At 57.3% G+C, this 12,607-nt stretch carries 9 protein-coding genes; 2 read left to right on the top strand and 7 right to left on the bottom strand.

The genetic code is table 11. From position 1 onward, the window contains the following. Nucleotides 1-156: 156 nt before the first annotated feature. Nucleotides 157-1,974 carry a hypothetical protein gene (locus FHS27_RS28030; protein ID WP_246421136.1) on the bottom strand — a complete coding sequence of 606 codons (1,818 nt, stop codon included), beginning with the start codon at nucleotides 1,972-1,974 and terminating at the stop codon, nucleotides 157-159. A gap of 445 nt (nucleotides 1,975-2,419) precedes the next feature. Here FHS27_RS28030 and FHS27_RS28025 point away from each other — a divergent pair, with 445 nt between their 5' ends. Further along, on the top strand, nucleotides 2,420-3,097 hold the full coding sequence (locus tag FHS27_RS28025; RefSeq protein ID WP_044257032.1) for a redox-sensing transcriptional repressor Rex: 678 nt from the start codon (nucleotides 2,420-2,422) through the stop codon (nucleotides 3,095-3,097). Between the two features lie 112 nt (nucleotides 3,098-3,209). Here the strand turns inward: FHS27_RS28025 and FHS27_RS28020 are convergent, their stop codons facing one another. The 5 genes from FHS27_RS28020 to FHS27_RS31275 all read right to left on the bottom strand — a co-directional run bounded on the left by FHS27_RS28020 (nucleotide 3,210) and on the right by FHS27_RS31275 (nucleotide 9,526). Beyond that, entirely contained in the window at nucleotides 3,210-3,713 is a 504-nt protein-coding gene (locus FHS27_RS28020; RefSeq protein WP_184309276.1) for a zf-TFIIB domain-containing protein, read from the bottom strand. A gap of 203 nt (nucleotides 3,714-3,916) precedes the next feature. Continuing rightward, the gene (locus tag FHS27_RS28015; protein ID WP_184309274.1) at nucleotides 3,917-6,022 is read right to left on the bottom strand and encodes a serine hydrolase; all 2,106 of its coding nucleotides are present in this window, start codon (nucleotides 6,020-6,022) and stop codon (nucleotides 3,917-3,919) included. A gap of 574 nt (nucleotides 6,023-6,596) precedes the next feature. Further along, nucleotides 6,597-8,213, bottom strand: a complete 1,617-nt coding sequence (locus tag FHS27_RS28010; protein ID WP_184309272.1) for a sensor histidine kinase — start codon at nucleotides 8,211-8,213, stop codon at nucleotides 6,597-6,599. 156 nt (nucleotides 8,214-8,369) lie between these two features. Further along, the gene (locus FHS27_RS28005; RefSeq protein ID WP_184309270.1) at nucleotides 8,370-8,684 is read right to left on the bottom strand and encodes a DUF2853 family protein; all 315 of its coding nucleotides are present in this window, start codon (nucleotides 8,682-8,684) and stop codon (nucleotides 8,370-8,372) included. Nucleotides 8,685-8,869: 185 nt separating this feature from the next. Then, nucleotides 8,870-9,526 carry a hypothetical protein gene (locus FHS27_RS31275; protein WP_246421135.1) on the bottom strand — a complete coding sequence of 219 codons (657 nt, stop codon included), beginning with the start codon at nucleotides 9,524-9,526 and terminating at the stop codon, nucleotides 8,870-8,872. An 88-nt stretch (nucleotides 9,527-9,614) separates the two neighbouring features. On the opposite strand from FHS27_RS31275, the gene FHS27_RS27995 reads away from it, so the two are divergent. Beyond that, entirely contained in the window at nucleotides 9,615-11,336 is a 1,722-nt protein-coding gene (locus tag FHS27_RS27995; protein WP_184309268.1) for a 3-keto-disaccharide hydrolase, read from the top strand. Between the two features lie 125 nt (nucleotides 11,337-11,461). On the opposite strand, the gene FHS27_RS27990 is transcribed toward FHS27_RS27995, so the two are convergent. Next, on the bottom strand, nucleotides 11,462-12,403 hold the full coding sequence (locus FHS27_RS27990; protein ID WP_315854725.1) for an aldo/keto reductase: 942 nt from the start codon (nucleotides 12,401-12,403) through the stop codon (nucleotides 11,462-11,464). Nucleotides 12,404-12,607: the final 204 nt, after the last annotated feature.

The raw sequence follows: 12,607 nt of genomic DNA, 5'->3' as shown, positions 1-12,607 counted from the left end.
GCTAGCGGGCTATCTCCCGTTGAATCCGCCGCCGGTCGCTCGTTGTTCGTTGAGTTGTCCGAGCAGACACGGTCGGCGAATTCGTGAGGGGAAAAGGGCCAGCGTGGAAAGCGTCCTATTTCACTGAGCTAACTTAAAATCCGTGAGGATTCGTGATTAGCATCCGCAAGCTGGTGCAACGTCGCAGCAAGGCTCGATGACTTCGCATCCGCAACCACAAGCAGCTGGCTTGTTGAAGAGCTTGTCGAACAAGCCTTTCAGGCAGCATGGCTTCTTAGGTGCACAGCAAGGAGCTGGTTCGCAGCATGCGTCGGCACATCCGCAAGCAGGAGCTGCGTCGCAGCCACATGCCGAAGACGAACCGCACGAGTCACATCCACCACAAGCGTCGCCACAAGCTGGTGCGTCGCAGCAAGGTGCTGGGCAGCAGACGGTGACAGGAACTTGACGGCAAACAACACGTGGAACGCACTTGGTCACGGTGTAAGGCTCGCAAACTTTACGGCACTTAGCAACCTTGATCGTTTCTTGGTAGCACTCTTTGCGGCACACGGTGTGGCAAACGGTCTTGGTGCGGCACTCAGGAACCATTTTGCAGACCTTGTAGGTGCAAACCTTCGTGCGGCATTCTGGGACCATTTTGCAAACGGTGTAGTTGCAAGTCTTTTGACGGTTTTCGCAAACCATCTTGCAGACGGTGTAGTTGCAAACCTTCGTGCGGCACTCAGGAACCATCTTGCAGGTCGTGTAGTTGCAAGTCTTTTGACGGTTTTCGCAAACCATTCGGCAAACTTTGTATTCGCAGGTCTTCGTGCGGCACTCAGGAACCATCTTGCAAACGGTGTAGTTGCAGGTCTTTGTGCGGCACTCAGGAACCATACGGCAAACTTTGTATTCGCAAACCTTGGTGCGGCATTCAGGAACTCGGCGGCACACGGTGTAAGGAATTTCGCGGGTGCGGCATTCGGTTACGTATTTGGTGCAGCAAACTTCTTTTTGCTCACAGGTAGGAACCCAAACTTTCTTGCAGATCGTCTTCGGGCAACCTTGGACACACTCAACGCGGCACTTGCCTGGGCAGTACACGGTCTTGCAGGTCGCGGCGTCGAAGTATGACGTACCGGGCTCACGCACGGTGCGACGGATCATTGGGCCAGGAACCGTTTCCGTGACTGTGTCCCAATGTCCACCCTTGACCGTGATGGTCTTGGTGTACGTTTGAGGAACGCGAACGGTGTAGTTCTCGGTGCGAACTTTTTGCTCTTTAACGGTGTTGTAAACCGTGTAGTTGATGTTCCGTGTACGTGTTTCGTACACTGGGTTCATCACGGTGTAGTTGATCGTCTTCGTACGTGTTTCGTAAACTGGTTTGTTTACGGTGTAGTTGATCGTCTTCGTACGTGTTTCGTACACAGGTTTCTTGACTGTGTAGTTGATCACCCGTTGGTGCTGTTCGTAAACAGGCTTGCACACGGTGTAGTTGATCGTCTTTTGACGAGTTTCGTACACTGGCTTTTTAACGGTGTAGTTGATCACTCGCGAGCGAGTTTCGTACACAGGTTTGTTGACCGTGTAGTTGATCGTTTTTTCGCGTGTTTCGTACGTTGGGACCATGACCGTGTACTGAACCTCACGTTGAACGGTTTCAGGAACCATTCGTGTGCGGTTGACGACTTGGTCAACGTAGTAGGTTTCGTTGCGAACGCGAGTGCGAGTCTCTTCGACTTGCTCCATCACGGTTTCGCGAACAGTCCGCATTACGGTGTACGATCCACTTCCGGCAGCTGAACCTTCGCTGACGATAGCTTCTGGAGCTGCTGCAACGACCGAGTCGCCGGCAACAACAGTTCCGCCGCCACCGCAGCTGCTACAACCTTGGTAGCTGATCGCGCTGCTGTACGCAGCGTGAGCAGCATTGGCGCCCGATACGATCGCAATGATCGCCAGGGCGGGCAGTAACCACAACCTTTTCATATCAAATTCCTCTCTAGATACAACGCTTCGAGCGTCGCAAGACATAGCTTTCCACTGGCCGCCGGAACCCCCCGGCATAGCCCTTCACGATCGAAACCAAAATCCACCAACCCACTCCTCGATGCACGCCAACGGCAGGTGCCGTGTCGCATCCCCGATAACTCTCTTGTCCGCAGGGTGCCCGTCGGCCACACTAAAGCCGTTCGGTTGCTGACAAGAGCGGGAGGGTCGAGTAGCAATCACTCGCCGCTAACACATGCACAAAGCTTGCGGGATAGCGAAAACGATTCCGATGCACAGACTTAATCGTCTACGGAGTAACCGTTGAACACGTAAACGTGCCCGTCCAGGTAAATTAGGCGGGCTAGGACGGGTGAACATTCCGTCCATTACTTTCGTGACGCCTGTAACGATCATGACGCCACGATTCAGGGAGAATCGCTCGATGACGCCGTCAAAACAGCCAGAAATCCCCGCTGATGGCGATTCCCCCAATGTTGCGCGGGCGGATCTGTCTACACCTGCCGTGGGGCGTCTGAGCCTCTATTACCGAGAGCTACATCGCCTTCTCGACGCCGGGCAAATGTCCACCAACAGTCGCGACCTGGCGGCGATGGTGAACGTCTCGGCCGCCGTCGTTCGGCGTGACCTCAGCTCGATCGGATCGGTGGGCCGCCGAGGGGTCGGATACGACGTCGCGTCACTGGCCCATCACATCGGGGTCGTGCTCGGCAGCGGCGTGAACTGGAAAGCCGTGATGATCGGCGTCGGCTATCTCGGAAACGCCCTTTTGAGATACCGCGGGTTCGAACGACTCGGGTTTTCCCTCGCAGCGGCATTCGATACCGATCCGTCGAAAATTAACCGCGTCGTGGGAAACACACGCATCCTCGCAATGGATCAGCTCGATCCCGTGTTGCGTGAACTCAAACCCGAATTGGCGATTCTCGCGGTGCCCAGCGAAGAGGCGATGGACGTCGCCTCACGCGTCGTTGCCCTTGGCATTCAAGGCATCTTAAATTTCGCCCCCACGACGCTGCGGGTGTCGTCGTCTGTTGCCGTCATTAACGTGGATCTCGCCAGCGAATTGCAACAGCTCGCGTTCCGAATTCAGAACGGATAATCGCCCGCAAAAAACGCCTTCAAACAACGTTATTTGCGGCCTCAAACGATCTCAGGCGAGATTCTCAAAGGCGGCCCTACCACGCGTTTTCACGGCATGTTTAACGTGGTCTTTACCGCCGTCCAGGAGCCTCGGCGATCGAGGTAATTTCGCCGCAATCTAACCACACGGTTTCGCACCGATTGCACGAGTCGATCGCCACGCGTCCCGGTCCCGCGTAGAAGAACGAGTCCATCAAAATTCGACATTGGGGACAGGTCAATCGTGAATGGTGATCACGTGGTCCGTCGAGCGCGGGATCAAACTCGCCGTTGCGTTCGGGACCTTCGTACGATTCACGCCGGCCTTGCACGAGCCGCGCGAACGACGATCGTTTAATTAGAACGCCTTGGCATCGACGACAGCCCTGGATCGGAAACGTGTCGAGCGAACCGATTTCCAAATGCGCTTCACCACAGCACAAACATGGTGTTTCTGCATAGGTACCCGTTAAAACGAGACCATCGAGAGAGTTTTCGATCGGTGTCGCAACCGCTTCATTGTCACAATAGTCACAGCTATAACGTCCCGATCGGCCCAAACGTTTTACGGGCGCGCCGCAAGATTTGCATTTCATCGATATCGCTTCCGCAATCCAACTGACTCAGAATTTCCCAGCGAAAAATCTCGCTCTTGGAATCCTGGGTCACGGATTCACCGGGAGAGTCCCCCTTTCCGACCGCGCTGACGAGCAATCTCGACACAACTGACCGGTCGGCGTGAATGTGAGGATTGAGACGGTGATGTTGAGATCGCACGCGATCCGTCTCCCCCGGGCGATCAAAACGCCTTCATCAGCAAACGCCAAAACTCTTCATCGAACGCCGGTCCGCCTCGCACCGCCGGATTGTCACCCAAACGGGTAACGACTAATTGCATCGAGGGCACCACGTGCAGTTTCCGGCCCAGTGCTCCTTCGGCGGCATACAAATCGCTCGGTGCGTTTTTGATCAGCGGCCCGTCGGCCTTCCCTTTCCCTGGTCGGACCATGGAGTCTTGCCCGTTGAGCCACCACAGATAACCGTACGAGAGATTCAACTTTTGCGATGGCGATGTCGCCGCAGTCAAATACGCCGGGTTATTCACGACGTTTCGCCCGTCCCAGTGCCCTTGGTTGAGCATCAGCACGCCGACGCGGGCGAGATCGAGTGCGGTCGTCACGAACCCATAACCGTTGGTTGTCCCCAAAATGCTCTTGCGTGCCTTCCATTCGGACTCCTCCATCCCCAACGGTTCGGTCAACCACTGACGAGTCAACTCCTCCCGTGATAACCCGGACGCCTTCGCGATCACGTCCATCGTCAACTGATAGGCTTTCGTGTTGTACTTCCACTGCGTGCCCGGCAGCGAAACAAACCTCAATTTGTCATCCACTCCCGACGTCATCGTGATCAGATGCCGCAACTGGATCGCAGATTCCTGTGTCGCGGTCGCGTCAGACCACCCCCGGCCGAGATAACGGTCGACTGAATCGTCCAGACTAAGCAAGTTTTTGCTGAGTGCGATGCCCAACAGAATGCTGGTGATACTTTTCTGCACTGACGCGACGTCTTCGATCGCGTTGCCCTCGGCGTTCGTTCCCTGATGCGTCCGGCGATAGACGATCCCGGGCGATCTCACCGCCGCGTGCCGCTGAGCGACCACCTTTCCGTCGACGACCACCACAATGCCCGATGAGCTGCGTTTCATGCCGAAGTCGAGCGCCACATCGAGAGCCCGAGCGTCAACTCCGATCGATGCGGGGTCTACGATTTCCCATCTCTCACCGGGGAACACCAGTGACGAATCGTCAACCGGGATATCCTCATTCGACGATACGTTTGTCGACGAAGGCATTTTCGCTGCACCGGAGTCCGACTGGACGTTGCCCTCGGCCGGTTGACGAGCATGGTTTTGAAAAAAATCCCAGATCAAATCGAAACCGTTGACGTCTTGGTTGGAATATCCGATCAGACGAGCGGGAAGGTACTGAGATCCACCGGGTATCCCGTGACCGCCGCCGATCACTTTGTGCAGCATCACGGCCGTGCCACGCTCTCCGTTTTCCCAAAGACTGCTTACGATGTGTGAGCCATCCTCTTTGTCCGTGTCGGGAATCGAATCGACAATCGGCTCGGGATCGGTTTGGTTGCGTTTCACCCACAACGAGACGGCATCGTCCGTCGAGATCGCACGCCCCCGCGGCGCGTCCTCATGGCCCTCGACTTGGTTGAACCGCGTCATCAGGGGCATTCCGACCGGTCCGCCCTCGTAGGGGACGAATGTGTCTTCGGTTCCGTTGAGATAGAGAACAGAGACCGGCAGTTCCGGCGCAAATCGCTCGCTAATCGGCTCACCCATCGTTGCGATCACAACGCCGACGGCCGCGAAGGTTTCCGAATGCTCCATCGCCAATCGCTGAGTCATGAATCCGCCATTGGACAGCCCCGTGGCAAAGATGCGATTCGAATCGATCGGGTACTGTTCACGAATGCTTCTGATCAAGTCCATCACGAAGGCGACATCGTCAATCGCTTCGTCGTGTTCGGCAAACTTTGGTGAATCGCGTCCATCGTTCCAATGTTTGTCGATCGAGTTGGGGTAGATGACGATAAACCCCTCTCTATCGGCAATCGGGGTCAAACCCATCATCGAAGCCGTCCTCGAGTTCCCACCGCCGCCATGAAGACAAACGACGAGCGGAACGTCGCGATCGGCCGGTAGATTGGCAGGAACGTGAATACGGTACTCACGTTCCATGCCGCCGTGTTCGAACGAAACACTCGTGCCGGTTTCAGCGGCCCGCATTCGGAACTGAGCCCAACCAACGAGTGATCCGATTCCAACGACCATCAGGGTGATCGCGGAAACGCTGATCTTAAAAACGATGCTTCTCTTGCGTGACATTTCGGTCTCCGTTGAAAAGTGTCACGAATACGATTCGATACTTTTCCGCCAAAGACACGATAACTGAAATCGCGTTGTCCCGCGCACCCAAAGCGTGCTCGCAAAACTTCTCAAACGCCGCGTGAGCGTTGAATTGAGTTTTTTTCGTAGGCCGGACCAAGCAAACGACGCAATTGCCGGAGCGGCGGACGCGATTGTAAACGTCTTTGGACATTTCGATTCGTTCGGCAAAGCGACCGTTTGCGCAGTTCCGGCACGCCTCGCGTCCTTGATCCGGCCTACGTTGAACGCGAGTTTTCAAACGTGTTACTGCATGACTCGCAGGCGAGGATCGGTTCTTTACGGCTAACAACGCCTCCGGATATCGTAGGCCGGACCAAGCAAACAACTCGAATGCCGAAGCGGCGGACGCGATTGAAAACGTCTTTGGACATTTCGATTCGTTCGGTGAAGCGACCGTTTGCGCAGTTCCGGCACGATTAGCGTCCTTGATCCGGCCTACGCCTACTTACGATGCCGCCACCGGTTCAATGGCGCAATACGCAGCCGCACCGCGTTTAGAGACCACGTTTACTCAACGTCCAGGCGGACGCATTGCGGCGGATTGTGATTTCAACCGATTGGCGTGCTGTTTCATCCGCACCGTCAGGCGACGCAACTCTTCGTCGAGCCGCGTGGCCGCGACGGGCGATGAAGCGATCGGATCGGTTCCCGGGCGGACCGTGTCTCGGTCCATTGCGTGTCCAAATATTTCGGACGTGGCCGCTGACAGGGCCTGCGTCGTCATGCGATCGATCAGCAGGCTCTGCAATGAGCGATGCCCCACCGGAACCACCGTCGGTTCGCCCCACGTCACCTCGACGTTTTCGAGCAACTTGCCCAACGACGAATCAAACTGCCGCAGCCGTTCGCCGACGTTGCGGTGATCCGCGTCGAGAACCCACACCCACGTGCGGCGCGTCGTTCGATAACTCATCTCAAACCGCCCCAATCGGCTCTGCAAGATTCGATCGAACGTATCCACGGCGGCGGATGATTTGTCGCCTGCGATCGTGGTCGTTCCGATCGCCACGCGACTGCCGCATCGAGGCGGCGCACCGACAAACCCGAGCGTCACCTCTTCCCAAGACGAAGCCGTCGCCGCACCATCTCGCACTCGGACTTCGTTCGCAGTCGGCGCCACAGCGGTGGGACGCACCGTGGGACCGAAAACTTGATTACGAAACCGAGCGAACGCGGTCGCGACGGCGGTGGGATGCGCCAGCGGGGTTTCGAACATCACGTCCGTTCCACTGCCAACACGCGAACGAATCGTCAGGTCTGAGAAATGCAACGTCGCGAGTTGGCGACAAATCATCAACCCCAGCCCCGTGCCCGACGAACGCTCGCCGTAATCGGCGTTCGCCCGTTTCGACTTCGCCTTGAGATTGGGATTGGCCAACTGACGCAACCGTTCACCCGAGATACCGCCGCCACAATCAACGACCGACCACCGCGCCACACCCGATTCATGATCGTCGTGTGCCTTGATCAGGATCGTCGAATCCTCGCCGCTGGCACGCTCCGCGTTCACGACTAAATTCACCAACAACCGGCATAGCAACGTCGCGTCTACGTAGATCGGCGATGCGTTCGCATCCAAACCGTCGAACAACAATTCAATCCGCTTCGTCGCGAGCACGGCCGCGGTCGCGTCGCTGACCATCTCCTGGATCTCGCTCCGGCGAACCACGCGCCGGTGCATCGTAGTGGTACCGCCGATCAAGCCATCGGCGTGCAACATTTCGCCCACGAGGGCGTTGAGGTAATCACACTGACGCAGCGCCGCCTGCAAAACATCGTTCTGCATCGACGTGATCTCGCCCAGTTGGCCGTCGCGAATCAACTCCATCGTCGCCGCAACACTGGCCAAGGGAGACCGCAGATCGTGAGCCGTTTCGCTGATCAACCGCACCGCCATTTCGACCGGAGCGGTGCCCTGATCCTCGACGTTCACGCGTCCGTCGCCTCTTCCTGCCTGCTTCCCGCCCTGGCGATCGACGCGGTGCACTGCTCCGTTGTCTTCGATCAAGACAGACCCCGGCTGAATCAATCCGGTGATCGGATCATCATGCGTCGAGGCACGGCGGGGACGGATTCGAGGCTGCGTCGACGGAGAGACAGCGGATGGCGTCTGGGGGCGCTGCGACATCTCGGTGAACCTAGGGGGCATGAGCGGAGAAACGTGACACGAGGCTGGGTATGGCCTCTCGTCTCGCATCGGCGTTCGCTCAGCACCAAATTCATCAAAGTGACGTCATCGGCCTCTCATTCCGCCACCCATGACGGGAAATTCGTTCTGGACCGCTTACGCAGCCAAACGGTCCATCGAATTGCTTGCTTCGGCCAGCAAATAATAAAACGTTACGCGGCACTTCGCGGTGTCACCTTGCATCTTCGCGCAAACCGCGTCCATCGCCTTGTCGGCTTCTTCGGGCGTCAGGTCGAGCGTCTTCGAGCAGTAGCCGCTCTTGATCCGCGCGAGCTCTTCGGGATCCGTCGCTGCGACAACTGCCGAATCGCGACTCTGCAACGCCAATCCCAAGTGCCCGACCAAGGCCTCGACAGCCGCTTCGTTGGGGGAGTCGACGTATTTCTTAACGTTCTCGAGGTAATTGCTCATCGGATTTCCTAATAAATCTTCTGGGGAAACGCAAACATGTTGTGACCGTTCTAGGGAGATCCCCGACCGGCCAACCGAAGGAACGAAAGTATACCGGCTTTCAACGGCCGCTGTTACCACCGTGCGAGCCGCTACCACCATCGATGACGCCCATGCGGAAGCGACAGCAATCTTCACTCTCGCAATTAACTCTCGCGGCGAAACGCACGCAGCACGGAAGTCAATACCGTGATCACCCCAAACATCGGCAAGATCGCGATGATCAGTTTGGGTTGAGCCGCAACCATCACGATCCCGACCACGCCAATCATCGCGAGCCCAGGAGGCAACCATCGTGCAGGCTTTCTCAGCGAGTCCCACGCCAACCACATCGCACCAAGAACGAGCCCGATTCGAGTCAACGCGGCCAACGCGAATTGGCTAGTCGACGCCGATCCCGTCCAGTCCTCCAACGTACCGGTGAAGTAACCGGTTCCCGCGACAAGCAACATCACTAACGAAGCCCCACCAACGAGCCTGCGACGAAACGCCCAACTTTTTGCGGCCTCGCTTCTCGAGTTCTCCTTTGCAGTCTTCTCGTTCGCAGTGCTTGAACTGCCGCTCGGCCGAGAAGCAGCACGTGAACTCGATCGCCGCCCGCCCGCTTTCGCCTTGCCATCCCGAGTCTCGCGTTTCGGCATCTCAGCCCCCCGCATCGGTTTTCCATGAACCGCATCGCTTCCAAATGCGTCGGATTGATTCGCATTGGCGCGAGATTCGCGTGACTCGCCGCCTCGCCCCTCCGCCAACTCTCGGACGGCGGATTGCAGCAGTTTTTGAAATAGCTTCTGATAAATTGCCATTGCCGCCGTGGAGGGCTGTTCGGAACTAGAAGGGTGGCGGATTATACTACTCGATCTGTCGTTACTCACCTCGACCAATTTCCACTGCATGTTCAACATGAATTTCCCGCAACGGAATCCCGTTCGTCGCCACACCGCGCGAACCTTCTGCGCAGTCGTCGACGACTGCAACACTCCGCGGCACTGGGGCTATCTCGCTACTAAAACCTTCAACTGCCACGCTGCCCCCGCTTTTTGTTGCGTTTTGACACTCTGTGGCCTCTCGATCACAGCCTACGCCGACAATCCCACCCCCGCACCCCCGGCAGTCACCGCGAACGCTGAACAAACACAAACAGCCCCCGCCGAAACCGCCGATCAACCACCAACGTCTGATAATTCCCAACCGTCCGATAACGCTGCGGATCCGGCTCAGGAGAAACCAGCCGAACCGGCAAGCCCCAGCCAAACCGCAAACGAAACCGAAAGCCCGTCAACGGAAAATCTGCCATCGGAAACGCCAGCACCGGAAACGCCCACCGATGATTCTCCCGACGCGGGCCCCGCTCAACCAACACCACCCGCGACGCCCCAGCGAACACCGATCTTCGATGGGAAATCGCTGACCGGTTGGACCAACCCGTATGAATGGGGAAAAGTGGAAGTCGTTGACGGGGAAATCCACCTGACGGCCGAACGAAAGTTCTTTCTCGTCACGGAGAAGGAATATCACGACTACGAGTTCGAAGGCGAACTCAAACTGCCCGAAGGAAAATCGAACAGCGGGTTCATGGCCCGCGGGCAAGTCATGCCCAATTTGGTTTACGGATACCAAGCCGAAGCGGACCCAACGGAACGACGTTGGTCAGGTGGCCTTTACGACGAGAGCCGCCGGCAATGGCTCAACCCGCTATGGAAACAGAACGAAGCTCAAGCGGCGTTCGACCGAAACCGGTGGAATCGATTTCGAATCCGCTGCGTCGGTCATCACCTTCAGTTCTTCGTCAACGATGTGCCGACGACCGACTATTTCGATACCGCCGACCTGAGCGGCCGCATCGGTTTGCAACACCACGGCGAGAAAGGACAAACCTACCGGTTCCGCAACCTGATCGTTCGCGACCTCGGAAAACAACAATGGGTGCCCCTTTTCAATGCCGAGACCAACGCGGGCGAGACCGCTGACGGAGAAATCATTCCGGGTTGGAAAGCGATCGGCGGAGGCACGTGGACCGTCAACGACGGAATCCTGCAAGGCCGCGCCAGCATCGAGGCGAACGAGCCGAACGGATTGCTGTATTCGACTCGTGAGTTCACCAACGCAACGGTCCGAATCGTTTATCGTTTCAAGGAAGGGGACAGTGGCTTTTTCGTTCGCAGCAAGATCACTCAAGCAAACCCCTTCATTGCGGGCGTGCAGTGCGAGATCGACGGCACCGACGAAGTCGCCGGGCTATACCAAACCGGTGGCAAGGGCTGGCTCGCCAAACCGCTGCACTATCTCGAGAAACGATTCCCACCTGATCGCCGCGACGTCGTTCGATTCCGCTGGGAACAGGCACGCAGCGGCGTCCCGTTGGCGGACCTGAAAACGAAGTCGCCCGCACCGGATTCAGCTTCCAATGACGAAAACAAAGAGGCACCGTGGCAAACCATGGTCGTCAGTGTCGACGGAAAACGGATCGTCACCCACCTGAACGGTTGCCTGGCGTCGGACCTCGTGGTCAATGACCTGGCCGAATCAGGTGTCATCGCGTTGCAGTTGCACGGGAATCAAAATCTCGAAATCGATTTCCGCAGCATCGAAGTCCTTCAGCCGGTTACTCCCTAACGAGATCGCCTGAATGATCGCTGCGTGAACTGTTCTTGTGGCGACAAAGCCCTTGATACGTGGCCACGTTCGGCAAAACGTGGCCCTCCGTCTGGTGACGGAGGCAACGGCGGACAACACGCATTCTACGCTGACGTGCCGGTTACCAAACGGTTGATCCGTTGCAGCGTTTCCTCGTTGAGCGGCCGGGCGTCGGCGACCTCGCGAATCTGATCCGGCCGGCGTGCCCCGACCAGCGCAGCCGTGACGCCGGGTTGCGACAGCGTCCACGACACACTCAGGCTCGCGACCGTGCGTCCCGTCTCGCCCGCGATTTCCTTTAAGCCGTCAACAACCCGATGCGCCGTCGCGCGACGCTCGCCTTGAAACACCGCGTACCCCGGTCGGCTGTCGCCCTCAGGGAACACATGATCCGGTGAAATCTTCCCGGCCAGCAATCCTTTCATCAGCGTCCAATACACCAACACATCACAACCATTGGCCGCGGCTCCCGCAATCACACTCTGCAACGTGCCGGATTCCAACAGGTTCAACGGACACTGGATCGCCCGGCACTCACACACGGATTGGAATCGCCGTCGCTCTTCGTCGGTGGCGTTACACAACCCGATTCGATCGGCGAGCCCGCGATCCCGCAGTTCGCACAACGCCTCGGCACTGCATTCGATTTCGACGTTTTCGTCGATGCTGTGCAACATCAACGTATTGAATCGTTCGATCCCGAGACGACGGAGCGACTCCTCAGCGTCAGCCTGTAACGTCGCCGGACTGGAATCGACCGTCCGCGTCCCGTCGTCGAGATACCGCTGCCCGACTTTGCTGATCACATGAAAACGATCCGCCCGACCACGAATCGCGTCGGCGAGATAGCGATCGGATTCACCGTTCAATCCATAACTGTAGGCGGTATCAAAGGTGGAGATCCCCAGTTCGATCGCGGTGTCAATCGTCCGCTTCGCATCCTCCGGAGTCACGCCGACCGTGGTCACACCCGCGATCGGCCATAGCCCAAGAACCACTTCCGCTTGAAACAAAGGGCCTGGACCAGAAGAAGAATTTTGGTTCACCACGAACGAGCCTCAAAATCAACAAGAAGAACGAAAAACCAACCAAAACATCCCGCCCACCTCATCCCCCGTCAAGCCAACCTCGACGTCAAACCTTGCAAGCGCCCGCCGGTCGAGCCAAACTCATCCTGGCTCCGGACACCGTGGTGATTGGCGACAACGGTTTTGGATATGAACATCCACACGCGAACTCTCAAAACTAGA

Origin of the sequence: Aporhodopirellula rubra (assembly GCF_014192335.1) — a bacterium.
Taxonomy (GTDB): Bacteria; Planctomycetota; Planctomycetia; order Pirellulales; family Pirellulaceae; genus Rhodopirellula; species Rhodopirellula rubra.
This window is presented reverse-complemented; position numbering and strand designations above follow the sequence as displayed.